Genomic DNA, 24,564 nt, shown 5'->3' on the forward strand with positions numbered 1-24,564 from the left:
ATCGCCGTGCTCGGCCTCACCTTCAAGCCCGACACCGACGACATGCGCGACGCACCGTCGATCCCGCTCGTCACCGGTCTCATCGACATGGGCGCGAAGGTGAAGGCCTTCGATCCCGTCGGCATGGAGCAGGCGAAGAGTGAGCTTCCCAACATCACCTATAGCGAGGATGCCTATTCCTGCGCCGAAGGTGCCGATGCACTCGTTATCGTCACCGAATGGGTGCAGTTTCGCGCGCTCGATCTCGATCGGCTGAAGGCGACCATGACCCAGCCTATCGTGGTCGATCTCCGCAATATCTACCGCCCCGAAGAGATGGCCGCGGCCGGCTTCACCTATGAGAGCGTGGGGCGGTCGGCTCAGGCCTGATAGCTTCTGCGACACCGATCGTCGCCCGCCGCTTCGCAAGGCGGGCGAAATCGTTTCTGATGCGGTATGATCCGGTCACGGCTGCCGCGATGGAGATTTGCCATGACCGACGATACCCACACGCTTCGAAGCGGCTCTCTCACCGCGACCATCAAGGCGCACGGCGCCGAGATGTGCTCGCTCAAGCACAAGGACGGCACTGAGTTCGTCTGGCAGGCGGGGCCGGCGTGGCAACGCCATGCGCCGCTGCTGTTTCCGATTGTCGGGCGCCTCGCCAACGACGAGATGCGGCACCGGGGCAGGACCTACCGGATGACGCAGCATGGCTTTGCGCGCGACAGCCGCTTTGCGTGGGTGGAGCGCGGTGAGAGCAGCTGTGCCCTGGTGCTCACGGACAGCGAGACCACGCGCGCGCTTTACCCGTTCGCATTCCGCCTGACAGCCAGCTATGCACTCGACGATTCCGGTCTCGATCTCTTGCTCACGGTCGTCAATACCGGCGGTGAAACTTTGCCGGTGTCGCTCGGTGGTCATCCCGCTTTCAACTGGCCGCTCCAGCCCGGCGTGCCGAAGGAGAGCTACGCCCTGACGTTCACGAACGACGAGCCGTCTCCCGTTCGCCGCGTCGAGGGCGGACTCCTGCTCGCGGCAACTGATCCGAGTCCCGTCCGCGGCAAGGTGCTTCCCTTGTCGGAAACCCTGTTCGCCAGCGACGCCGTCATCCTCGATCCCGTCAACAGCCATGCGGTCCGCTACGCTTCTGCGGATGGCGCCGGGCCCTGGCTCAAGATGTCGTGGCGCGGCTTTCGCGAGCTCGGTGTCTGGTCGAAACCGTCGGACGCGCCGTTCCTTTGCATCGAGCCGTGGCGCGGCTATGCCAGCCCCAAAGACTTCGACGGCGAATTCACCGACAAGCCGGGCCTGATGCACATCGCGCCCGGCGCAGAGGAGCGCTTGTCGTTCCGGGTCGATGTCGGAACGTCCTGAGCTCTCACACGTCTATGCGCGTGAGGTCCTCGCCGATGATGACAGGACCGGAATAGTCTCGCCTGACGTCGGCGAGCAGCGCGTCCAGCATCGCATCGTCGGTGCGGGGACGGTGATGGGTCAGCGCGAGCTTCTTGACACCGGCCTTGGCCGCGACCTTGCCGACCGTGTCGCCGCAGGCGAGCGTGTATCTTGCAAGCTTGCGGAAATGATCGTTGTTGATCTCAGGCGTTGCCAGAAAGCAGACCTGCACGAGCAGGTCGGCGCCCTCTGCCAGCCGCTCGAGGCCGGGGCAGGGGACGGTGTCGCCGGAAATCGCAATGACCTTGCCTTCCGCCTCGAAGCGGTAGCCGAGACACATCCAGCGCGCGAGAAACGCCGGCGACATGTCGAGGCCGTCGCCATGCGAGACGAGCTCGGCGCTGATCTTCCAGCGGCCGGTGTCGAGGACGGGCCCGGGAATGATGTCGGTTGCGACCACCGGCTTCCAGCCGCCGAAGGTCGGCTCGCCCTGATCGCGCCAGGCGATGTCCTTGTCGTAGACCTGCGTCACCAGCGTGTTGACGAGCCGTTCGGTGTCGGGTGGTCCATAGATGCGCAGGTCGTTCTTGCGCCCATGCATCCAGGAATTCAGCATCACATCGTAGAGATCGCCGATGTGATCGAAATGATGGTGGGTGAGAAAGACCGTGTTGATGGCGCCGAGCGGCACGCCGGCCTTGCTGAGCTGAACCATGACGCCACGGCCGGCGTCGAACAGGATGTTCTCCTCGCCAAGCCTGATCAGCGTGGTCGTCGCCATGCGGCGCGGATCGGGACGCGGGCCGCCGGTGCCGAGCAGGATGACTTCCATGGCGTCTACTCCCGTGTGAAGCCGGTCGATTTGATCATACTGGTTCGAGGCCGGGCCGGCCAAACCGAAGCGGGAGGCCTCCTTTGACGCTATCCCGTGGCTGAACCTGAATTCGGATAAATGGGTGCTCGGGAGCTTCGGTGCGCCCAGTGAGAAGTGTGGGGCAATTCATAGTTAATACTTCAATACCGTGACCTATATTGTTTGGGCGGCACAACGCGCCTAATATTGGGCAGGCAATTTCGGGGGCTCGAATAAGCCGTGAATGTTCGTTCACAGGACAACGCATCACGCGGCAACTCGAATTATCACGCCGGGTCGCACGCACACAGGACATCCAACATCGTGGCTGATTCCGCACTGCAGGAATTGCGTCCTATTGGGCGCGAGCGATTGATCGTGGTCGAAGACGACCCGGTAACCCGGACGATGCTGGTCGGTTACTTCAGCGAGAACAATTTCGAGGTGATCGGCGCCGGCACCTGCGCGGAATGTCGGCAGGCCTTGCGCGCGCGCACCGACCTCGTCTTCCTCGACGTGCAGTTGCCCGACGGCGACGGCTTCGAGCTCGCCAAGGAGATCCAGGCGACCAGCAATGCGGGCATCATCTTCGTGACCCGCCGCGACACCGATGTCGATCGTATCCTTGGCCTCGAGATCGCCGGCGATCATTACGTCACCAAGCCGATCAATCTGCGCGATCTGCTGGCGCGTGCGCGCAGCGTGCTGCGGCGCCGCTCGATCGACCGCAAGGCCGCGCGCAACCATAATTCGATCGCGTTCGGCGACTGGATCATCGACCTGACGCGGCGCGAGCTGCTCGGCAGCGACGGCAAGCCGGTGGCGCTGACGCGCGCCGAGTTCGACCTGCTCGCCGCATTGGTCGGCGCGGACGGCCGGCCGCTCAGCCGCGACTATCTGATCGAGGTGGTCAGCAACCGCCAGGCCGAGGTCGACATCCGCACGGTCGATGCGCTGGTGGCGCGGCTGCGCCGCAAGCTCGTCGGCAGCGGCACGCCCGTCATCGCGACCGTCACCGGCGTCGGTTACAAGCTCGCGCTCAGCGAGCGGCTCTGAGTTCATTTGTCGAAGATCCGTTCGCCCGCGCGCCTATCGCGCCCGGGCGCTTTGATCCGTGGTGATTTGTCCTGTCGTTCCCGCCAGCTGGTCGTCGACTGCATAGAGCGTGCAGGTCGGCGCCCATTTCGTGCAGGCCGCGAGTGAATCGCGTTGCGCGTCGTCCACGGTGTTGCGTCCCGAACGCCAGCCGTAACCGCCGTTCGGCGACACGGCAAAGGCCTTGTGCGGCGAGGTGCTGGCCAGATAGCGCGCGAATTCGGCTTTCGCCGCGTCATTGAAATGGCCCGGCGGCGGCAGCGGATCGGGCGGGCTCAGCACGTCCCGGGCGAGGGCGCGCTCGCGCAGGAAGGTGTCGACATAGGGCGTCCATTGTGGGCGGCCCACCACGGAATAGAGATAGTGACCGTCATCGCCGTAGGGCGGCGCGACAATGAATTTTGCGTTGCCGCCGCCGGCGCGAAACCCGTCATGGAGGCGGCGCGCAAGATCGGGGCCGAAATAGGAATCGTTGCTCGCGTAGACCCATAGCATGGGCACGCGCGAGGTCCTGCCCAAGCTGGCGAAGGTCTGAACCAGGCCATCCTCATTGCAAACCTCGTCATCATCGCGCGAGCCGCGGCCGCCGGCAAAATTGATCGCCGCGACGAGACCCGCCGGGGCCTGCGCCGTCAGCGCGACGGTGGCGAGCCCACCGGCGGAATGGCCGGCTGCGATCATGCCTGTCGTGGTGACGTCGGCCCGTCGTGACATCGCATCGATCGCAGCGCGCAAGTCCGCAACCGCGACTGCCGCTGCCGGCAAATAGGCGGCGTTGGCGCACCCTCCGACGCTGTCGACGCGCCCGCCCGGCGAGGTGCCATAGCCGCGCCGCATCACGACCAGCGCGGCAAAGCCGCGCCGGGCATATTCCAGCGCGATGCCGTAATATTGGTGAGCCGACATGGTGGCGCGGTCGTCAAAACTGCGCGGCGAGCCGTGGCTCAATAGCGCAAGCGGATAGCGCCGGGTGCCAACAGGGCGAACCAGGAACGCCTCCAGCCCCTGCGGTCCGGCCTCCGTCATCGGGATGCGAAGATCCTCGATGTAGAACTGGGCGGCGCGCGCCGTCGCGCCGGCCAGCATGATCGAGCCGAGACTGCCGATCAGAACACATAAAAGCCTGCGAAAGCGCGTCATGCTCCGACTCGAAAAGCTCCGGTCCGATCGACCATAGCACGATCCAGGGAACGGGCACCCGGCCGCGCGTGTTGTGGTTTGGCGCGGGCTCGCCCGATGCTAAGGTGCATCTCGCAATCTCTTGACGACAGGACGAGGATATCCCAGTGGCTGATGTACATCCCGCGGCGGGCAAGCTGGTTTCGCCGAACGCGCTCGCCAATATTCCGCGGCTCGTGACGGCGTATTTCGCCAACAGGCCGGATGCGGCCGACCCGGCGCAGCGAGTGGCGTTCGGGACATCAGGCCATCGCGGGACCTCGTTCAAGAACACCTTCAACGAGGGCCACATTCTCGCGACCACGCAGGCCATCTGTGACTACAGGAAAGAGAAGGGGCTGACTGGTCCGCTCTTCATCGGCATCGACACCCATGCGCTGGCCGAGCCCGCGCTCGCAAGCGCGGTGGAGGTGTTCGCGGCGAACGGCGTCGACATCATGATCGACAAGGACCACGGCTACACGCCGACGCCGGTGATCTCGCACGCAATCCTCACCTACAACAAGGGCCGCACCAGCGGCATCGCCGACGGCGTCGTCATCACGCCTTCGCACAATCCCCCCGAAGACGGCGGCTACAAATACAATCCGCCGAATGGAGGCCCGGCCGATACGGACGTGACGTCCGTCGTCGAGAAGCGCGCCAATGCCTATCTCGCCGACGACCTCAAGGGCGTGAAGCGGATCGACTACGCCAAGGCGCTGAAATCGTCGACCGTCCACGCCTATGATTACATCATGCCTTATGTTGCCGATCTCGGCAGCGTCGTCGATCTCGACCTCATCAAGTCCGCCGGCATCAATATCGGCATCGATCCGCTCGGCGGCGCCGCCGTGCATTACTGGCATCCGATCATCGATCGTTACGGCCTCAAGGCCACCGTGGTGAACGAGGCGATCGACCCGACCTTCCGCTTCATGACGGTGGATTGGGACGGCAAGATCCGCATGGACTGCTCATCACCCTACGCGATGGCGAGCCTGATCGCGATGCGTGACCGCTTCGACGTCGCCTTTGCCAACGACACCGACGCGGACCGCCACGGCATCGTCACCCGCACCGGCGGCCTGATGAATCCGAACCATTATCTGGCGACCGCGATCTCCTATCTGTTCGCGCATCGGCCGAACTGGGCCAGGGACGCCGCGATCGGCAAGACCGTGGTGTCGAGCTCGATCATCGACCGCGTCGCGAAGAAGCTCGGCCGCAAGCTGGTGGAAACGCCTGTTGGCTTCAAATGGTTCGTCGATGGCCTCGTCACGGGCAGCTTCGGCTTCGGCGGTGAAGAGAGTGCAGGGGCCTCGTTCCTGCGCCGCGACGGCACGGTGTGGACCACCGACAAGGACGGCATCATTCTCGGCCTGCTCGCCGCGGAGATCATGGCGAAGACCGGCCGGGATCCGAGCCAGTTGTTCAATGAACTCACCGCCGAGTTCGGCATGCCGCATTACGCCCGTATCGATGTCGCCGCGACCGGCCCGCAGAAGAACATCCTGAAGTCCCTCACGCCCGAGCAACTCGGCCTGAAGGATCTCGCCGGCGATCCCGTTCGCTCAACGCTGAGCAAGGCGCCCGGCAACGGTCAGCCATTCGGTGGCATCAAGGTCGAAACCGATTTCGGCTGGTTCGCGGCAAGGCCGTCGGGCACGGAGGACGTGTACAAGATCTACGCGGAAAGTTTTCGCAGCACCGGGCACCTGAAGAAGATTCAGGAAGAAGCCCAGGCCGGGCTCGCGAAGGTGTTTGGAGCGTAACGGCGCGAACGCATAGAACGGCCACGTCTCTACATTCACGAGAGGTCGTCATGCCCGGGCTTGTCCCGGGCATCCATGTTCTTCGTGCCAAGGTGCAGGGCGTGGAGGATCGAGATAAGCTCGTCCATCTGTATACATAACGTTGGACTGAGGTATAATAGTACGCCAATTTTGCCCTTGAACGAACCTCGCCCTTCAGTATTGTATACATATAGCACACAAGTCTAGGGAGATCGCCGGTGACAAAACCCTTCCCCATGAACGCCTGGTACGCGGCCGCCTGGGATGCGGAGGTGAAGCCGGCGCTGTTGCCACGGACGATCTGCGGCAAGCACATCGTGATGTACCGCAAGGCCGACGGTTCGGTGGCTGCGCTGGAAGATGCCTGCTGGCACCGACTGGTGCCGCTGTCGAAGGGGCGGCTCGAAGGCGACACTGTCGTCTGCGGCTATCATGGCCTGAAATACAATTCGCAGGGCCGCTGCACCTTCATGCCCTCGCAGGAGACCATCAACCCGTCGGCCTGCGTGCGCGCGTATCCCGTCGTCGAGCGTCACCGCTACATCTGGCTCTGGATGGGCGATCCTGCATTGGCCGATCCCGCGCTGGTGCCCGACATGCACTGGAATCATGACCCGGCCTGGGCCGGCGACGGTAAGACGATTCACGTCGCCTGCGATTATCGCCTCGTGCTCGACAATCTGATGGACCTCACCCACGAGACCTTCGTGCACGGCTCCTCCATCGGCAACGAGGCGGTCGCCGAAGCGCCGTTCGACGTTACCCATGGCGAGAAGACTGTGACCGTGACGCGCTGGATGCGCGGCATCGAGGCGCCGCCGTTCTGGGCCAAGCAACTCGGCAAGTCCGGCCTCGTCGACCGCTGGCAGATCATCCGCTTCGAGGCGCCTTGCACCATCGCCATCGACGTCGGCGTGGCGCCGACAGGCACCGGCGCGCCGGAAGGCGACCGCTCGCAAGGCGTCAACGGCTTCGTGCTCAACACCATCACGCCGGAGACCGAGAAGACCTGCCATTATTTCTGGGCCTTCGTGCGCAACTACCAGCTCGGCGAGCAGCGCATCACCACCGAGATCCGCGAAGGCGTCTCCGGCATTTTCCATGAGGACGAGCTGATCCTCGAAGCGCAGCAGCGGGCGATGGACGAGAACCCGGATCGCATCTTCTACAACCTCAACATCGACGCCGGCGCGATGTGGACGCGCAAGCTGATCGACAGGATGGTGGCGAAGGAAAACCCGCCGACCCATCTCCAGGCCGCGGAGTAATTCCATGGCCGAGCGTGAGGTCGACCGCTCCGTCTCGCAGACCGTGAAGGCGCAACTCGCGCTGCGCGACCAGATCCTCTCTGGCTCCTTGCGGCCGGGCGAGCGCATCTCCGAGCTTCAGGCGGTGGAGACCACGGGTGCCTCCCGCACGCCGGTGCGTATGGCACTGGTGAGGCTCGAGGAGGAGGGGCTGCTGGAAGCGATTCCTTCCGGCGGCTTCATGGTGAAGGCATTTTCGGAACGCGACATCTCCGACTCGATCGAGTTGCGCGGCACGCTGGAAGGCCTCGCCGCACGCTTCGCCGCCGAGCGCGGCGTCTCCGCACGCGAGCTCGAGCCGCTGAAGGAATGTCTCGCCGCGATCGACGAGCTGCTGCGCCAGGTCCCGATCTCGATCGAGGCTTTCTCATCCTATGTCGCGCTGAACGCGCGCTTCCACGCGCTGCTCACCGAGATGTCGCGCAGCCCGCCGCTGATCCGGCAGATCGATCGCGCCTCGGCGCTGCCGTTCGCCTCGCCAAGCGGCTTCGTGATGGCGCAATCGGCGCTGCCCGAGGCGCAGCAGATCCTGATCATCGGGCAGGAGCACCACCGCGTCGCGATCGACGCCATCGAGAACCGCGAGGGCGCGCGGGCCGAGGCGATCATGCGCGAGCATGCGCGGCTCGCCGTGCGAAACCTGCGGCTGGCGCTGCGCAACCGGACCCATCTCGATCTTTTGCCGGCGCTCGCGCTGATCAAGACCGCAACGGATTGAGGGCACCATGCGCTTCATCGAAACCTGGATCCCGGCGACGCTGGTCTCGATCCGCGACCTTTCGTCCGGTATCCGCGAATTCCTGATCCGGCCGGATCAGTTCGACGGTGCCGCCTATCCGGTCGGCAGTCACATCAATGTCGGCGTGACCATCGACGGGCAGCCGGAGACGCGATCCTATTCGCTGGTCGGCGAGGCCTCATCGAACGGCTTTCGGATTGCGGTGCGCCGGGCCGAGGATTCCCGCGGCGGCTCGCGCTACATGTGGCAGCTCGCGCCGGGCGCGCGCCTCGACATCACGCGGCCGGCTTCGCTCGTCGCAGTCGACTGGGCGCGCGAAAACTATTGCCTGATCGCCGGCGGCATCGGCATCACGCCGATCCTCGGTGTCGCCCAGGCGCTGGCGCGTCGCGGCGCGGATGTCGCCCTGCAATATGCCGTGCGCAGTCGCGCGGATGCCGCCTATCTCGATGATCTCGCCGGCCTGCTCGGCGACCGCCTGGTCGTCCATGCCAGCGATGAAGGCAAGCGCCTCGATCTCGACGGCCTGTTCGCCTCGCTGCCGAAGGGTACGCTGGCGCTGTTCTGCGGCCCGATGCGCATGCTCGATGCCGCCCGCCACGCCTGGGTCGGCGCGGGCCATCCGCTGCCCGATCTCCGCTACGAAACCTTCGGCTCAAGCGGCACGCTGCCGACCGAAACCTTTCGCGTGCGCCTGAAGGGCTCCGATGTCGAGCTCGAAATCCCGCGCGAGCGTTCGATGCTCGATGTGCTCAACGCCAGCGGCTTTGAGGTGATATCCGACTGCAAGCGCGGCGAATGCGGCCTCTGTGCCATCGACGTCGTCGCCGTCGACGGCGAGATCGACCACCGCGACGTCTTCTTCAGCGATCACCAGAAGCAGAGCAACGCGAAGATCTGCGCCTGTGTGTCGCGCGCGAGGGGCACCATCACGGTGGACACGCTGCTCAGGACGGATGTGGTCTGACCTGGCCGGGACGTAAGCTAGTCACCGCCCCATCGCCATCGCGGGGGCTCGCCTTTCCACCAGCACACAGCGGCAAAAAGAACCGTCAGCACGATGAAATAGGTAATGAACTCCGCCAATGAGTGCCTTGGTATCGTGGCCGCACCGATGGCGATCAGAAGCACGTAGGCGATCATGATCGCCCAACCTTGCCAAGTAGCTGGCATCCCCCAGCCCCAGCCGTAGCGCTTTGCAGGAAACCAGTATTGGATTTGATGTTGCATATGATGCCTCCATCATGCGCGCGCACAAATGAGCTTAGCCGATTGCGTGAACGCCCGTAACGGGTCACTTCCAGCGCCACGCGCTGCTATGCCGGCAAGGGCGTGGTGCGTTAGCCCGGTATTGGTCCAGGCCTGATCGACAGCGGCGCAGAGTGTCCGCGCCAGGTCACCGCCCGAGCTGCTTCGGGTCGTAAAAGAACCGCTCCTCGATCAGCTCGTCGCCCCGCCAGGTCTGCCAGGCGATCTCCTCCAGTGTTCGCGTGACGCCTTCGGCGTTGGTGAAGCTGAAGATCCAGCGCGTCGCGACATGGTCACCCTCGATCAGGCTCGGCCCGATGCGAACCGCCTTGACTTCCCTGGAAGCCGCCAGCACGCCGCGCTCCTTGGCGACGAGCTTGTCGCGGCCGATCGTCGGTGCGGTGTTGTTCTCGTAGGTCACGGCATCCGGCGTGCAGAATTGCTCGATCGCGCCGATGAAATCTCCATCCTCCAGACGCTTGGCAAAGGCTTCGACGACATCACGGCTCGGCATGGTACACCTCGTGAATAAAACCGACTATGGGTCGGTAAATACCGACCGTTAGTCGAAAAGTCAACTGGTGGCCCGAAGCGAATTCGATTAGAGCAGAGTGACTTGAAGCGATGCGACCCAGGACCTCAGACACCTCTCCCGCCGGGGAGAGGTGGAGACGAGACGACATGGCGAAACAGGCGGAGCGGCGGGCGGCGACATCCGAGGCGATCCTGACGGCAGCGCGCCGGCTGTTCGGGACGCGCGGCTTTGCCGCCACCACCATGGACGAGATCGCCTCAGGTGCTGGTATCGCCAAGGGCGCGGTCTATCATCACTTCAAGACCAAGGAGGCCGTGTTCGAAGCGGTGTTCGATCGGGTCTCGCGCGATCTCGTGGTCGAGATCGACAGCGCCGCGCGCGCGGAGAAGGACGTGCTGGCCGCGATGGTCGCCGGCACCCAGCATTACTTTGCCGCGACCGCCAAGGGCCCGACCGGCCAGATCATTTTGCGCGACGGCCCCGCCGTGCTTGGCTGGGAGCGCTGGCGCGAGATCGACGCGAAGCACTTCGGCGGCAAGATGCCGCGTGCGATTGCCGCCGCCATGGAAGCCGGTCTCATCGCGAAGCAGCCGGTCGAGCCGCTGGCGCGGTTGCTGCTCGGCGCGGTGACGGAGGCTGCGGTCGCCTGCGCCGGACGCGCCGATATCGCAAGGGCGGGTGCGGAATATGCCCGTGCGTTCAAGTCACTGGTCGAGGCGCTGCGTCTTCGCGCATGATTGTGCTAATCACGCACCGGAAATGCCCACACCAACAAGAAGAACAGCAGCGCATGAACGCAACTTCGTCCCTCACGCCATCAGATCCTGAGTTCGACTATATCATCGTCGGCGCCGGCTCTGCCGGTTGCGTGCTCGCCAACCGTCTCTCCGCAAACGGCAAGCACAGCGTGCTTTTGCTCGAGGCCGGCCCGAAGGATTCCAACATCTGGATCCATGTGCCGCTCGGCTACGGCAAACTGTTCAAGGAGAAGAGCGTCAACTGGATGTACCAGACCGAGCCGGAGCCCGAGCTGAAGGGCCGGCAGGTGTTCCAGCCGCGTGGCAAGACACTCGGCGGGTCGAGCTCGATCAACGGTCTCCTCTACGTTCGCGGCCAGCATGAGGACTATGATCGCTGGCGCCAGCACGGCAATGCCGGCTGGGGCTATGACGACGTGCTGCCCTATTTCAAGAAGGCCGAGAACCAGACGCGCGGTGCCGATCAATACCACGGCACGGGTGGGCCGCTGCCGGTCTCCAACATGGTGGTGACCGATCCGCTGTCGAAGGCGTTCATGGACGCTGCGGTCGAGACCGGTCTGCCCTACAATCCTGACTTCAACGGCGCCACGCAGGAAGGGGTCGGCCTGTTCCAGACCACGACGCGCAACGGCCGCCGCGCCTCGACGGCGGTGGCCTATCTCGGCCCGGCGAAGACGCGCAGCAACCTCAAGATCGAGACCGAGGCGCTGGGGCAGCGCGTGCTGTTCGAGGGCCGCCGCGCCGTTGGCGTCGAGTACCGGCAAGGCGCAAATGTGCGCCGGGCGCGGGCGCGGAAGGAAGTCGTGCTGTCGAGCGGTGCCTACAATTCGCCGCAGCTCCTGCAGCTTTCCGGCGTCGGCCCCGCCGATCTCCTGCGCAAGCACGGCATCGATGTGGTGCTCGACGCGCAAGGCGTCGGCCACGATCTGCAGGATCACATGCAGGTCCGCATCGTGATGCGCTGCTCGCAAAAAATCACGCTCAACGACACCGTCAACAATCCGCTCCGCCGCACGCTGGCCGGCGCGCGCTATGCGCTGTTCCGGAAGGGCTGGCTGACGATCGCGGCGGGCACCGCGGGGGCGTTCTTCAAGACCAATCCGCGGCTGGCGTCGCCCGACATCCAGGTGCATTTCCTGCCGTTCTCGACCGACAAGATGGGCGAGCGGCTGCACGATTTCTCCGGCTTCACGGCATCGGTGTGCCAGGTGCGGCCCGAAAGCCGAGGCTCCCTGCGCATCAAAAGCGCCGACCCGACCGTGGCGCCGGAAATCCGCATCAACTACATGTCGACCGAAACCGACCGCACCACCAATGTCGAAGGGATCAAGATCCTGCGCAAGATACTGAACGCACCGGCACTGAAGCCGTTCGTGGTCAGCGAGTACGATCCCGGCACCAAGGTCTCCACGGATGCCGAGATCCTGGATTATTGCCGCGAGCGCGGCAGCACCATCTATCATCCGACCTCGACCTGTCGTATGGGCAACGATGCGCTCGCGGTGGTGGACCAGCGTCTGAGGGTGAGGGGGCTCGAAGGCCTTCGCGTCGTCGACGGTTCGATCATGCCGGATCTCGTCTCGGGGAACACCAACGCGCCGATCATCATGATCGCGGAGAAGGCCTCCGATATGATATTGGAGGACGCGCGATAAATACGCGGTTTGAGAGGGTTTGAGCTTGGCTACGCGATTCAGGATCGGCACCCGCAAGAGCGTGATGGCGCTGGCGCAGACGGAAGAGATCGCGCGCCGCCTGACATCAGCCGTATCCGGTCTCGATGTCGAAATCGTCAAGTTCGACACCACGGGCGATCTCGACCAGACCAGCAAGCTGCTGCCGCATGGCGGCAAGGGCGGCGCCTTCGTGGCGCAGATTCGCGCCGCGGTGCTGTCAGGCGAACTTCACGCCGCGATGCATTCGCTGAAGGACATGCCTGGCAATGAGGACACGCCGGGCCTCGTCATCGGCGCCACGCTGTCGCGCGATCCTCCCGGCGATGCGCTGGTGTTGCGCGCGGGAGTGACGCTGGAAGCGCTGCGCCGGTCCCGTGGCAAGGGTTTCAAGATCGGCACCAACGCCGTCCGCCGTGCAGCCTATGCGCGGCGGCTGTTTCCTGATGTCGAGGTGATTCACTTCCGCGGCGCCGCCGATACGCGCGTGCGAAAACTCGACAATGGCGAAATGCAGAAGCTGCCGGACGGCGGCGCGGTCGGTCCCGCGGATGCGTTGATCATGGCGCGATCGGGTCTCGATCGTGTTGGTCTTTCCAGCCGTATCGCCTACGAATTTACAGCGGCCGAGATGCTGCCGGCGGCAGGGCAGGGCATCGTCGCCGTCGAATGCGCCGCGCAGGACTGGCAGACACGGCAGATTCTGTCCGCGATCGACGACGCTGACGCACACGCTTGTGCCGACGCCGAGCGCGAGGTGCTGTGGGTGCTGAACGGTCATTGCAATTCGCCGGTCGCTGGCTTCTCGACCATCTCAGGCGATCAGATGTCGCTGGCCGCCTCCGTGCTCGATCTCTCCGGCAACACCATCATCGAAGCCGCGTGCGCAGGCCCCGCTAGCCGGCCGCGTGAACTCGGCCGTCGCGTCGGACTGGATCTGCTGGGCAAAGGCGCCGCCGAAATCATCGAGCGCAGCCGGCCGCGCTAGGCTCTCGGCGAAATGGCGTTGGGGGTGATGATGGCAGTATGCGCCTGTTTTGCCCGACGGATCAAGTTTTATTCTGAAAAAACGAATGAGCGCGCGACGCGAAATTCCTCAATGATTTGTACTGTGCATGGGGTTGTTTTCGCGGTTTTGCGTCCGCCCGCTTAAGGGCAGCACAAAAATTACCCCCGCACGCGCTTGATCATCTGCTCGACATGGGCGATCGGCGTCTCCGGCTGGATGCCGTGGCCGAGATTGAAGATGAAGCGTCCTTGCGCAAAATTCGCCAGCGTGGTGTCGACCGCCCGGTCGAGCGCAGCGCCACCCGCGATCAGCGCCAGCGGATCGAGATTGCCCTGTACGGCGACCTTGCTCTGCACGCGCTCGCGGATGAAGGCGGGCTCGGCGGTCCAGTCGATGCTGACGGCGTTGACGCCGGTGGCCTCGACGTAGCCAGGCAGTTGCGCGCCGGCCCCGCGGGGGAAGCCGATGATCTTTGCGTCGGGCACCTTGGCACGCACGCCTTCGACGATGCGCCGGGTCGGCTCGGTTGACCAGCGCGCGAATTCGGCCGGCGGCAGCACGCCGGCCCAGGTGTCGAAGATCTGCACGGCGTTGGCGCCGGCGTCCAACTGCGCCAGCAGATAGTGGATCGAGTTCTCGACCAGCACGTCGATGATTTTCGCAAACGCCTCCGGATGCCGATAGGCCATCATCCGCGCCGGCGCCTGGTCCGGCGTGCCCTGGCCCGCGACCATGTAGGTCGCAACCGTCCACGGCGCGCCGCAGAAGCCGATCAGCGCGATATCAGGATCGAGCGCGCCGCGCACGATCTTGAGCGCCTCGAACACCGGCGTGAGCGTGCCGAAGTCGGCCTGCGCGGCGAGCGTTCCGACCTTGGCCGGATCATCCAGCGGCTCGAGCCGTGGGCCCTCGCCGACCTCGAACCGCACCGAGCGGCCGAGCGCGTAGGGGATCACCAGGATGTCGGAGAAGATGATCGCCGCATCGAAGCCGAACCTGCGGATCGGCTGCAACGTGACCTCGGCTGCGAGCTCCGGATTGAAGCAGAGATCGAGGAAGCCGCCGGCCTTGGCCCGCAGCTCGCGATACTCAGGCAGATAGCGGCCGGCCTGCCGCATCATCCACATGGGCGGGACGGTTTGCCGGTGGCCGGAGAGCACGTCGATGAAGGGCTTGGTCTTAGACTGGGGCACGAGATTTCCTGATGCAGATTTGGAGTTCCTGATACACCGCCGCGGGCAGAAGCGGAACAGGGGAACCAGCGCAAATGCGCCGCGTTGACCCGCCGATGGAGGAGGAATTCCATGGCCCAGACATTCAACCCCGCGCCGCATGACAAGCACGCCGACGACTTGCGCGAAGCGCTCGCCGCAGATCGCAACGCTAAGCTCGACACCGGCTTGGAAGATACGTTCCCCGCCTCCGATCCCGTGAGTGTCGCGCAGCCAACGCCGTCGAAGGCCGATGCGGATGCGGACAATCCCTCGCTCTGGGACAAGGTGAAGTCGATCTTCAGCTAGGGGCCGCCGGTTTCCGATAGGCTTGATAAGACCTTGTTAGTGATCTGCGGAAGCCCCGGCCCGTAGGAGTACGGAAAAGCCCGTAGATGAATGCGAATCTGCGCCTGCGCTTCAGGGTTCTATAACAGAAGCAGCAGAGTCTCCGACCATCGGAGATGACTGCCGCATGAACCTCGCCTCACAGAGAGCCGGATGGAGCCGCCTGCCGCTACGCGCGGCGGCGTTCGTCGTGCTCACTTGCGTCGCGATCCTCGGCGTCAGCGGCTGGCGTGAATGGGCCGCGCGCGAGGCGGTGCTGAAGGGTGCCGAAACCGAGATGGCGAACGTCGCCCGCTCCCTGACGCAGCATGCCGAGGACAGCCTTGATCTCCTGGATTCCGGCGTCGTCGGCGTCGTCAGTCGGCTGGAGATGGATGGTGCCGATGCCACAACGATCGGAAAGCTGCGCAACCTGCTGGACGCGCGCAAGAAGGCGATGGAGCGCGTCCACAGCCTCGCCATCATCGACGACCAGGGCAACTGGCTGACCTCGCCCGGCACGATCGCCACAACACTCAGCGACGACGCGTTCTTCCGCCACCACCAGCTCTCGCCCAAGCGCGAGGCCTTTGTCGGCCATCCCGTGAAGAGCCTCGTCGACGGCGAATGGGTCGTCACTTTGTCGCGCCGCTTCAACAAGCCGGACGGCAGCTTTGGCGGCGTGGTGCTCGCGGCCATCGGTTCCCGCTATCTGTCGCATTTCTACGAGCAGTTCGAGATCGGCCGCAACAGCTCGGTGACGCTGATGTACGGCGACGGCCTGATCATCGCGCGCAATCCGAACAACGAGAAGTTCGTCGGCCGCAATGTCGGCGACACGCCGTTGTTCCGCGATCCCAGCCTGCAGCGGCCGAGCGGCGCCTATCATTTCAAATCGCCGCTGGATGGCGCCGAGCGCGTCAGCTTCTTCAAGCGCAGCGGCCGTTACCCGCTGGTGCTGCTCGCAACCGTCGACAAGGAAGAATTGTTGGCACCTTGGCGGGCTGCGGCGATCTCTCGCATGCTGTACGTGATCGCGCTGGTGATGCTGATCGCGATCATCGGCGCGGTGCTGGTGCGGCAGTTGCAACGCGGCCAGCGCATGGCGGCGGCGCTGGTCGAGAAGGAGGCGCACTTCCGCCTGCTGGCGGAGGGCTCCAGCGACATGGTCACCCGCATCGGCCTCGACGAGCGGCTGCGTTACGTTTCGCCATCGTCCAATCGCGTCGTCGGCTGGCGTCCCAATCAGCTCATCGGCACCGATGCGCTCGCCGGCATCCATCCCGAGGACAGGCCGCAGGTGCAGGCGATCGTCGACGCCCTGAAGCGCGGCGACATGGAAGAGGCGCGCATCACTTATCGCAACGGGCACCGGCAGCAGACCGAGATCTGGCTGGAATCGACCATGCGCGTCACGCGCAGGGACAATGGAAGTGTCGACGGCGTGGTCGCGATCTCGCGCGACATCACCGAGCAGAAGAAGCTGGAGACGCGGCTCGAGACGCTCGCGATCGAGGACAGCCTCACCGGGCTAGCCAACCGCCGCCGCTTCGACGAACGGCTGAAGGAGGAATGGGCGCGTGCCTATCGCGACCGCTCCAGCCTCGGCCTCGTGATGATCGACGTCGACCACTTCAAGGCCTACAACGACGAATATGGCCATCCCGCAGGCGATGCCTGCTTGCGCGTGGTCGCAAAGAGCATTGCGGCCGAAGTGCAGCGGGTTGGCGATCTTGCTGCCCGCTACGGCGGCGAGGAATTCGCCATGCTGCTGCCGAACACCGATGCCGCCGGCTGCGCCCGGATCGGCGAGCGGATCCGCAGCGCCGTTCACGATGCGTGTCTGGTGCATGCCACCAATCCCGCCGGGCCGTGCGTCACTGTCTCGGTCGGAGGCGCGGCCTGCCGGCCTTCGGCGGAGCGTACCGCGGGCACAGGATCGCTGGTGGAGGCCGCCGACCGCGCTCTCTACGCCGCCAAGGCCGCCGGCCGCGACCGGTTGATGATGTCGGGCGAGATCATGAATCTGCTGCCGAAAGCGTCAGGCCAGTAATCGCGTTCAATAGTGCGGCGGGCGCTCGTTGGCCGGGCCCGGCGCGTTCGTCTCGGCTTCCTGCAACCGCTCGCCGAGCTCTGTGACTTTCCGCGTCAGCACGTCGATCTGCTTCCATTGCGCGGTGATGGTCTGGTTCAGCGTCTCGATGGTATCGTCCTGATACGCGAGGCGCATCTCCAGCGCGTCGATGCGCTCGGCGAGTGCCTTGATCTCATTCGTCACGTGCCGCGTCCTTGTCCCGTTCGCGTAAGCCATGGCCGAGCGCGACGCGCTCGTCGAACACGAAGCATTCGCCGCGCCAACGGCTTTGCGCCTCCGGCACCTCTTCCAGATATTTCAGGATGCCGCCCTTGAGGTGATAGACCTCGGCAAAGCCACGTGCCAGCAGATGCGCGCTCGCCTTCTCGCAGCGGATGCCGCCGGTACAGAACATCGCAATGCGCCGATGCTTTGCAGGATCGAGCTTCTCGGCGGCATAGTCCTTGAATTGGCCGAAGCTCTTGATGTCAGGGTCGACCGCGCCCTCGAATGTGCCCATCGCCACCTCGAAGGCGTTGCGGGTGTCGAGCACCAGCGTGTCCGGCGAGGCGATCAGCGCGTTCCACTCGGCGGCCTCGACATAGGTGCCGACCTGCCGGGTTGGATCGGCGGCTGCATCGCCAAGCGTGACGATCTCCTTTTTCAGCCGTACCTTGAGCCGGCCGAACGGCATGGTCTCGGCCGTCGAGCACTTCAATTCGAGATTGTTCAACCGGCCGCCGAACACGGTCCCGTGCGCGAGCTCGTGGGCGAAGGCGTCGATCGCCTCGCCGGTGCCCGCGACGGTGCCGTTGATGCCCTCCTGCGCCAGCAGCACGCTGCCTTTCAGGGACAGACCGGCACAGAACGAGCGCAGCGGCTCGCGCAGCTCGCGGTAGTCGGGCAGGGCGGCGAATTGATAGAAGGCGCAGACCTTGTAGAGCATGCGGTTCGTTTAGCAGGCCGCCCGCGCCCGGAAAACCCGCAACGAGCAGGCCTATTCCCGGCGGATGGCAGCCATCTCCTGGTATGCCAGCATTGCCCGGGCGGGCCGGAATGTGTCATGTAAGCCCGGTTTTTCCGAGCCGGCGCGCAAACCGCGCCCCACGGCCCAAGCGAGCCCAACGAGAGCAAGAATTCGATGAGAAACTTCCATTTTCCCGGCAGGTCCACGGTTCATGCCACCAACGCGATGGTGGCGACCTCGCATCCGCAGGCATCCCTTGCCGCAATCGAGGTGCTGCGTGAGGGCGGCACGGCGGTGGACGCGGCCGTGGCGGGTTCGGCCATACTCGGCGTGATCGAGCCGCAATCCACCGGCATTGGCGGCGACTGTTTTGCGCTGATCCAGCCCCGCGGTGAAGGCAAGATCATCGCCTATAACGGCTCCGGCCGGGCGCCGAAGGCGGCGAGCGCCGACTGGTATCTCGAGCGCAAGATCAATTCCGTGCCGCTGACTTCGGCGCATGCGGTTTCGATCCCCGGTGTCATCGACTGTTTCGCGACTGTGCTGCGTGACCACGGCAAGTTCGGCTTCGACCGGCTGCTCCAGCCGGCGATCAAGGCGGCCGAGGAAGGCTATGTCGTCGCGCCTCGCATCGCCTTTGACTGGAAGAACCAGTTCGAGAAGCTGAAGGGCGGCACCAACACCGTGCGTTACCTGCTGCCGGGCGGCAAGCCGCCGGTCGCCGGTGACGTCATCCGCCAGGCCGAGCTCGGCAAGACGCTGCGCGCGATTGCCAGGGACGGCCGCGACGCCTTTTACAAGGGGGCGATCGCTGAGGACTTGGTCGAGACGCTGCGCGGCATCGGCGGCCTGCACACGCTCGACGATTTCGCCGCGCACACCACCGAGACGACGACGCCCATCGGCACCATGTACAAGGGCTACGACGTATGGCAGTGCCCCCCGAACGGTCCGGGCCTGACCGCGCTGCTGATGCTGAACATCTTGTCGCGGTTCGACCTGACGAAATACGCGCCCCTCAGCATCGAGCGCTTTCACCTCGAGGCGGAAGCCGCGCGCATCGCCTACATGCATCGCGAGCTGCACGTCGCCGATCCCGATCACATGCAGGTCGAAGTCTCGAAGATCCTCGCCAAGGAATTCTGCGACGAGCACATCGCAAAGATCCGCATGGACGGCATGCTCGACCTGCCGAACGTCGCGCCGCCGATGAATCCCTCGACCATCTACATCACGGTCGTGGACAAGGACCGCAACGTCTGCTCGTTCATCAACTCGATCGCGCACTCCTTCGGCTCGGCGATCGTCTCGAACAAGACCGGCGTGCTGTTCCAGAACCGCGCCGGTGGCTTCCGGATCCAGCCCGGCCACCCGAACTGCATTGCCGGCGGCAAGCGGCCGCTGCACACGATCATGCCGAGCCTGCTCACCAAGGGCGGCCGCTCCGTGATGCCGTTTGCGGTGATGGGTGGACAGTACCAGCCGGTCGGCCAGACCCACGTTGTGACCAACATTCTCGATTACGGCTGTGACGTGCAGGAAGCCATCGATATGCCGCGCGGCCTGCATTACGAGGGCCAGTATCAGCTCGAGGACAGCGTGCCGGCCGATATCGTCGAAGGCCTCAAGAAGCTCGGCCACAAGACCACCAGCGTCGTGGGCCCGCTCGGCGGCGCGCAGGCGATCTGGATCGACTGGGACAAGGGCACGCTGACCGGCGGTTCCGATCCGCGCAAGGATGGCTGCGCGCTCGGCTACTGATCGTCGCGCGGTTCCTCGGGGCAGGATCAGAAAAAGTTGACGGAGGGCGACGCGGCATTGGCTGCGTCGCCCTTTCCCGTTCGGAACGGAGCTCATGGCGCCAAGTTGGTGGGCGATGAGCGGTGCAGGCGTGCGCTGCTTTGTTGTCGATGCGGCGGAGGCCGGCCATGCCTGATACTTCAAGTTCCCGACCATCCGGATTTGACCGGCGCGCGTTCATGGCAGGTGCCGCAGGCGGCGCGCTTGTTCCGCTTGCCGCGCGCGCGACACAGGATGCGCGCGCGCCCATGGCACACGATCCGGCGCTTCCTGTCGACGTCACGCTGCGGGTGAACGGCCAGGACAAGCACCTCAGCCTCGATCCACGGACCACGGTGCTGGATGCATTGCGTGAGCATCTCAAGCTCACCGGCAGCAAGAAGGGCTGCGACCACGGCCAGTGCGGCGCGTGCACAGTGCTGATCGGCGACCGCCGCGTGGTGTCGTGCCTCACGCTTGCGCTTGCGGCCGAAGGTCAGGAGATCACGACCATCGAAGGTCTCGCGACCGACGACCGCCTGCACCCGATGCAGCAGGCCTTCGTCGACAACGATGCCTTCCAGTGCGGCTATTGCACGCCCGGCCAGATCATGTCGGCGATTGCCTGCGTGAAGGAGGGACATGCGGGCACCGACGCCGACATCCGCGAGTACATGAGCGGCAACATCTGCCGCTGTGCCGCCTATCCCAACATCGTCGCCGCGGTGAAGCAGGCCGCGCCCGAGATCATGAAAGGCTAGGCGCATGCGACCGTTTTCATTCCAGAGGGCGACAGACCCCGGCATGGCCATACAGGCGCTCAGCGCCGCGGCTGCCAACAATCCCCTGACACACGCCACGGTCCAGCCGCTCGCCGGTGGCACCACGCTGATCGACTTGATGAAGCTGGACGTGATGCGGCCCACCGCGATCGTCGACATCAATGCATTGGCGAAGGGCTGGTCGGCGATCGAGCCGGGCAGCGAGAACCTGCGCCTCGGCGCGCTCGCGAGAATGTCGGATGTCGCCGCGCATGACGAGATCCAGCGCAACTATCCGGTCATCGCCAATTCCCTGAAGCTCGCCGCCAGTGCCCAGTTGCGCAACATGGCGACTCTCGGCGGCAACGTGATGCAGCGGACGCGCTGCAGCTATTTCCGCGATGTCTCGTATGAGAATTGCAACAAGCGCAATCCGGGCGCCGGCTGCGCCGCCATGGACGGCGTCAACCGCATGCACGCGGTGCTCGGCACCTCCGATCAGTGCATCGCGACCTATCCCGGAGATTTCGCCCAGGCGCTGGTCGCGCTGGATGCCACGGTCGAGGTCACCGGCAGATCCGGGACCCGCAGCATGCCGTTTGCGGAGCTGCACAAGGCGCCGGGTAATACGCCCGAGATCGAGACCATGCTTCAACCGGGCGAGCTAATCTCGGCCTTTCTCATTTCCGGTCGCTGGCCGCGCTCGGTCTATCTGAAGGCGCGCGACAGGCAATCCTACGAGTTCGCGCTGTCCTCTGCTGCTGTGGCGCTGGATATGCGGGACGGTACGATCAGGGACGCGCGTGTTGCGCTGGGTGGTGTTGCCACCATGCCCTGGCGCGCGCGCGAGGCGGAAGCGTTGCTGAGGGGACAGAAATTTGATGACGGTCTGGCACAACGTGTCGCCGATGCCGCTTTCGCGGATGCGAGGGGACGCCAGCACAACAGCTTCAAGATCGCGCTCGGCAAGCGTGTGGTGGCACGCGCGCTCCAGCAGGCCGTAACGATGGAGATCTGACCATGACCGCTGCTGCTCCCGAGCCCAAGGCGAACATGGGCCAGCCCGTGCCGCGCTATGATGCCGCGGCAAAGGTCACGGGGCGTGCGACCTACGGGTCCGACATGCCGCTGGACAACCCGGCCTACGCGTTCCTGGTCACCAGCGCGATCGCCCGCGGCCGCATCAACAGCTTCGATCTTGACGATGCGAAACGCGTCCGCGGCGTGATCGACGTCGTCACGCACGAGAACGCGCCCAAGTTGAAGGAGTCCAAGCTCTTCAGCAATGGCGGCTATGCCGGCACAACGATTCAGCCGCTGAAATCGGCCGAGATCGCCCATGACGGCGAGATCATCGCAGTGGTCGTTGCGGAGAGCTATGAGGCCGCGCGCGAGGCTGCGAACCGTGTCAAGGTCAGCTTCACAACCGTAACGCCGAGCGCGAGCTTTGACTCGCAGGGAACAACGAAGGCTGCCGCGAAGGGGCAGAACGCCCAGTTCAAGGAAGACCCGCAGGTCGGCGATTTCGCCAAGGCGTTTGGCGAGGCCGAGGTGCAGGTCACTGCGTCCTATGAAACGCCGACCCAGCACCACAATCCGATGGAGCTGTTTTCGACGAGTTGCGCCTGGATGGGTGATACTCTCGTCATCTATGAGCCCAGCCAATATGTCTATGGCTTGAAGAATGGCGTCGCCGAGCAGCTTGGCATCGACGCCGACAAGGTGAGGGTTGTCAATCCTTATGTCGGCGGCGGCTTTGGCTCGCGCGGCTCGATGACACCGCGGACGGCGATCATCGCAGGCATCGCCAAGCGGCTGAACCGGCCGATCAAGCTGGTCCCGACCCGCGACCAGGGTTTTACCATCGCGACCTATCGCGCCGAGACCCGCCACGAGATCAAGCTCGGTGCCAGCCGTGACGGCAAGCTGGTCGCGCTGAGGCACGAGGGCGCCGAGGTGTCCTCGCGCGCCGATCCCTATTGCGTCGGCGGCACCAAGACCACGACGCGGCTCTATGCCTGCCCGAATGTCGATAGCCTGGTGTCGATCGTGCGTGCTGACCGCAACACGCCGGGCTTCATGCGCTCGCCGCCGGAGGTGCCGTATCTGTTCGCGCTGGAGAGCGCGATGGACGAGTTGGCCGTGAAGCTGAACATGGATCCGGTCGAGCTCCGCCGTCTCAACGACACGACTAACGAGCCGATCGGTGGCAAGCCCTATACATCGCGCTCGCTGATGGCGTGTTTCGACGAAGCAGCGAAGGCTTTTGGCTGGTCGCAGCGCTCGGCGGCGCCGAAATCGATGTCCGATGGCGACTGGCTGATCGGCTATGGCTGCGCGGCCACTTGCTATCCGACGCAGATGGCACCCGCCGCGGCGCGCGTGCGCGTGCAGCGCGACGGCCGCACCCGCGTCGAGATCGCCGGCCACGAGATCGGCACCGGCGCTTACACCATCATCGCCCAGACCGCGGCTGAGCGGCTCGGCGTGCCCCTGGAGAAGGTCTCCGTCTTCATCGGTGACAGCGACCTGCCACCGGGACCGGTCGCGGGCGGCTCCAATTCCACGGCCAGCACCTGTTCGGCCGTGATGATGGTGTGCGACCAGGTCCGCCAGCGTCTGTTCAAGGCGGTAATGCCGAACGAAAGTCTCGCGGACAAGGCCAAGGAAACGGTTGGTATGGGGCAGACCCCGTCAACACAGACGGCCAAGAGCGATCGTCCGGTCGACCTGGAAAAGGCATTCGACGCGCTCGGTGCCGGCGTGGTCGAGGAATATGGCGAATGGAAGCCGGAGGGTGCGCCGCTGGATTCCTTCAAGGCGATGCATAGCGGCCACGCGCGACTGGTCGGCGGCGCCGCCATGAAGGACAAGATTGCCTACGCCTTCGGCGCCGAGTTCGTCGAGATCAGGGTCAACCGCTTCACCCACGAAATCCGCGCGCCCCGGCTCGTCGGCGCCTTTGCGGCCGGCCGCATCATGAATCCGCGCACCGCCCGCAGCCAGCTCATGGGTGGCCTGATCTGGGGCATGTCCTCGGCACTGCTGGAGTCGACCGAGATCGACCAGCGCACCGCGCGCTACGTCAACGACAATTTTGCCGACTATCTCGTGCCCGTGAATGCCGACGTCCCAAATGTCGAGGTGATCCTGCTGTCCGAGCAGGACGATCACATCAATCCGGCGGGCGCAAAGGGTCTCGGCGAACTCGCCAATGTCGGCACCAATGCGGCCGTCTGCAATGCAATCTACCACGCCACCGGCCAGCGCATCCGCAAGCTGCCGGTGCGGCTGGAAAATATCGAGGTTTGAGGGGTGGAAACGGCGTCGGCCTTGCGCTAGACACCTTCGGCCTCAAACCGAAGGTGTTTTATGCAGCGTTTCCAGCGCATGCTCCTTGCCATCATGTCGGCACTCGCGATCACTGTGATCGGCGGCGTCTCGACATTCGTCTCCACCACGGCCTCGGCCCAGACCGCAGGAAAGACCATGACCACAGCTTCAGGATTGCAGATCACCGATAGCGTCGTCGGCACCGGCGCCTCGCCGAAGCCCGGCCAGATTTGCGTGATGCACTACACCGGCTGGCTCTACGAGAACGGCCAGAAGGGCAAGAAATTCGACTCGTCCGTCGATCGCAACGAGCCGTTCGAATTCCCGATCGGCAAGGGCCGCGTTATTGCCGGCTGGGACGAGGGCGTTGCCACGATGAAGGTCGGCGGCAAGCGCACGCTGATCATACCGCCGCAGTTGGGCTACGGCGCGCGCGGCGCCGGCGGCGTGATCCCGCCGAATGCGACGCTGATGTTCGACGTGGAATTGCTCGGCGTGAAATAACGCACAAACAAAAGACCGGCCTCACGGCCGGTCTTTTCGCTTTCAGACTCACGCAGG

General features: G+C 64.7%; 24 protein-coding genes. 17 read left to right on the plus strand and 7 right to left on the minus strand.

What is annotated here, in order from left to right; all coding sequences use genetic code 11:
• Together JQ631_RS00005 and JQ631_RS00010 are read left to right on the plus strand one after the other, a co-directional pair.
• The coding region (locus tag JQ631_RS00005; protein WP_212322403.1) for a UDP binding domain-containing protein at positions 1-369 on the plus strand (369 nt) is incomplete at its 5' end.
• A gap of 102 nt (positions 370-471) precedes the next feature.
• Positions 472-1,356: an aldose 1-epimerase family protein gene (locus JQ631_RS00010; RefSeq protein WP_212322426.1), complete on the plus strand. Its 885-nt coding sequence runs from the start codon at positions 472-474 to the stop codon at positions 1,354-1,356.
• A gap of 4 nt (positions 1,357-1,360) precedes the next feature.
• Here the strand turns inward: JQ631_RS00010 and JQ631_RS00015 are convergent, their stop codons facing one another.
• On the minus strand, positions 1,361-2,209 hold the full coding sequence (locus JQ631_RS00015) for an MBL fold metallo-hydrolase (RefSeq protein ID WP_212322430.1): 849 nt from the start codon (positions 2,207-2,209) through the stop codon (positions 1,361-1,363).
• Positions 2,210-2,470: 261 nt separating this feature from the next.
• Here JQ631_RS00015 and JQ631_RS00020 point away from each other — a divergent pair, with 261 nt between their 5' ends.
• A complete protein-coding gene (locus tag JQ631_RS00020) occupies positions 2,471-3,286 on the plus strand; it encodes a winged helix-turn-helix domain-containing protein (RefSeq protein WP_212322433.1) in 816 nt (271 codons plus the stop codon).
• A gap of 33 nt (positions 3,287-3,319) precedes the next feature.
• Here the strand turns inward: JQ631_RS00020 and JQ631_RS00025 are convergent, their stop codons facing one another.
• Positions 3,320-4,465: a dienelactone hydrolase family protein gene (locus tag JQ631_RS00025; protein WP_212322436.1), complete on the minus strand. Its 1,146-nt coding sequence runs from the start codon at positions 4,463-4,465 to the stop codon at positions 3,320-3,322.
• 146 nt (positions 4,466-4,611) lie between these two features.
• Here JQ631_RS00025 and pgm point away from each other — a divergent pair, with 146 nt between their 5' ends.
• The 4 genes from pgm (at position 4,612) to JQ631_RS00045 (ending at position 9,292) form a co-directional block, all read left to right on the plus strand.
• Positions 4,612-6,258, plus strand: coding sequence for a phosphoglucomutase (alpha-D-glucose-1,6-bisphosphate-dependent) (gene pgm / locus JQ631_RS00030; RefSeq protein WP_212322438.1), 1,647 nt, complete (start codon positions 4,612-4,614; stop codon positions 6,256-6,258).
• A gap of 239 nt (positions 6,259-6,497) precedes the next feature.
• On the plus strand, positions 6,498-7,547 hold the full coding sequence (locus tag JQ631_RS00035; protein WP_212322440.1) for an aromatic ring-hydroxylating dioxygenase subunit alpha: 1,050 nt from the start codon (positions 6,498-6,500) through the stop codon (positions 7,545-7,547).
• 4 nt (positions 7,548-7,551) lie between these two features.
• Positions 7,552-8,304, plus strand: coding sequence for a GntR family transcriptional regulator (locus JQ631_RS00040; RefSeq protein WP_212322442.1), 753 nt, complete (start codon positions 7,552-7,554; stop codon positions 8,302-8,304).
• Between the two features lie 7 nt (positions 8,305-8,311).
• Positions 8,312-9,292, plus strand: a complete 981-nt coding sequence (locus JQ631_RS00045) for a PDR/VanB family oxidoreductase (RefSeq protein ID WP_212322445.1) — start codon at positions 8,312-8,314, stop codon at positions 9,290-9,292.
• A 17-nt stretch (positions 9,293-9,309) separates the two neighbouring features.
• On the opposite strand, the gene JQ631_RS00050 is transcribed toward JQ631_RS00045, so the two are convergent.
• Complete coding sequence (locus JQ631_RS00050) at positions 9,310-9,555, minus strand: hypothetical protein (protein WP_212322458.1); 246 nt, start codon at positions 9,553-9,555, stop codon at positions 9,310-9,312.
• A gap of 166 nt (positions 9,556-9,721) precedes the next feature.
• Positions 9,722-10,087, minus strand: coding sequence for a nuclear transport factor 2 family protein (locus JQ631_RS00055; protein WP_212322461.1), 366 nt, complete (start codon positions 10,085-10,087; stop codon positions 9,722-9,724).
• Positions 10,088-10,254: 167 nt separating this feature from the next.
• Here JQ631_RS00055 and JQ631_RS00060 point away from each other — a divergent pair, with 167 nt between their 5' ends.
• Genes JQ631_RS00060 through hemC form a run of 3 tightly spaced genes read left to right on the plus strand, consistent with a single transcriptional unit; the run spans position 10,255 to position 13,530 of the window.
• Positions 10,255-10,845, plus strand: a complete 591-nt coding sequence (locus tag JQ631_RS00060; RefSeq protein ID WP_212322463.1) for a TetR/AcrR family transcriptional regulator — start codon at positions 10,255-10,257, stop codon at positions 10,843-10,845.
• A 53-nt stretch (positions 10,846-10,898) separates the two neighbouring features.
• A complete protein-coding gene (locus tag JQ631_RS00065; RefSeq protein ID WP_212322466.1) occupies positions 10,899-12,524 on the plus strand; it encodes a GMC family oxidoreductase in 1,626 nt (541 codons plus the stop codon).
• Positions 12,525-12,549: 25 nt separating this feature from the next.
• Positions 12,550-13,530: a hydroxymethylbilane synthase gene (gene hemC, locus JQ631_RS00070; RefSeq protein WP_212322469.1), complete on the plus strand. Its 981-nt coding sequence runs from the start codon at positions 12,550-12,552 to the stop codon at positions 13,528-13,530.
• Between the two features lie 179 nt (positions 13,531-13,709).
• On the opposite strand, the gene hemE is transcribed toward hemC, so the two are convergent.
• The gene (gene hemE / locus JQ631_RS00075; RefSeq protein WP_212322472.1) at positions 13,710-14,744 is read right to left on the minus strand and encodes a uroporphyrinogen decarboxylase; all 1,035 of its coding nucleotides are present in this window, start codon (positions 14,742-14,744) and stop codon (positions 13,710-13,712) included.
• A gap of 111 nt (positions 14,745-14,855) precedes the next feature.
• Here hemE and JQ631_RS00080 point away from each other — a divergent pair, with 111 nt between their 5' ends.
• The gene (locus JQ631_RS00080; RefSeq protein ID WP_212322476.1) at positions 14,856-15,071 is read left to right on the plus strand and encodes a hypothetical protein; all 216 of its coding nucleotides are present in this window, start codon (positions 14,856-14,858) and stop codon (positions 15,069-15,071) included.
• A 166-nt stretch (positions 15,072-15,237) separates the two neighbouring features.
• Positions 15,238-17,142 carry a diguanylate cyclase gene (locus tag JQ631_RS00085; RefSeq protein ID WP_212322479.1) on the plus strand — a complete coding sequence of 635 codons (1,905 nt, stop codon included), beginning with the start codon at positions 15,238-15,240 and terminating at the stop codon, positions 17,140-17,142.
• 6 nt (positions 17,143-17,148) lie between these two features.
• Here the strand turns inward: JQ631_RS00085 and JQ631_RS00090 are convergent, their stop codons facing one another.
• Entirely contained in the window at positions 17,149-17,367 is a 219-nt protein-coding gene (locus tag JQ631_RS00090; protein WP_212322482.1) for a SlyX family protein, read from the minus strand.
• Positions 17,357-18,109: an oxygen-dependent tRNA uridine(34) hydroxylase TrhO gene (trhO, locus tag JQ631_RS00095; protein WP_212322484.1), complete on the minus strand. Its 753-nt coding sequence runs from the start codon at positions 18,107-18,109 to the stop codon at positions 17,357-17,359. Before trhO ends, JQ631_RS00090 begins: the two co-directional genes overlap by 11 nt.
• A 195-nt stretch (positions 18,110-18,304) precedes the next feature.
• Between trhO and ggt the strand changes: the two genes are divergently transcribed.
• The 5 genes from ggt (at position 18,305) to JQ631_RS00120 (ending at position 24,507) form a co-directional block, all read left to right on the plus strand.
• On the plus strand, positions 18,305-19,891 hold the full coding sequence (ggt, locus tag JQ631_RS00100) for a gamma-glutamyltransferase (RefSeq protein ID WP_212322486.1): 1,587 nt from the start codon (positions 18,305-18,307) through the stop codon (positions 19,889-19,891).
• 218 nt (positions 19,892-20,109) lie between these two features.
• Positions 20,110-20,670 (plus strand): (2Fe-2S)-binding protein, encoded by a 561-nt coding sequence (locus JQ631_RS00105; protein WP_249160051.1) that lies wholly within the window; start codon positions 20,110-20,112, stop codon positions 20,668-20,670.
• 4 nt (positions 20,671-20,674) lie between these two features.
• The gene (locus tag JQ631_RS00110; RefSeq protein ID WP_212322490.1) at positions 20,675-21,688 is read left to right on the plus strand and encodes an FAD binding domain-containing protein; all 1,014 of its coding nucleotides are present in this window, start codon (positions 20,675-20,677) and stop codon (positions 21,686-21,688) included.
• A gap of 2 nt (positions 21,689-21,690) precedes the next feature.
• Positions 21,691-23,982 (plus strand): xanthine dehydrogenase family protein molybdopterin-binding subunit, encoded by a 2,292-nt coding sequence (locus JQ631_RS00115; RefSeq protein WP_212322492.1) that lies wholly within the window; start codon positions 21,691-21,693, stop codon positions 23,980-23,982.
• A gap of 60 nt (positions 23,983-24,042) precedes the next feature.
• Positions 24,043-24,507, plus strand: coding sequence for an FKBP-type peptidyl-prolyl cis-trans isomerase (locus tag JQ631_RS00120; protein ID WP_212322495.1), 465 nt, complete (start codon positions 24,043-24,045; stop codon positions 24,505-24,507).
• Positions 24,508-24,564 lie beyond the last annotated feature (57 nt).

It is taken from the genome of Bradyrhizobium manausense (assembly GCF_018131105.1).
Taxonomy (GTDB): Bacteria; Pseudomonadota; Alphaproteobacteria; order Rhizobiales; family Xanthobacteraceae; genus Bradyrhizobium; species Bradyrhizobium manausense_B.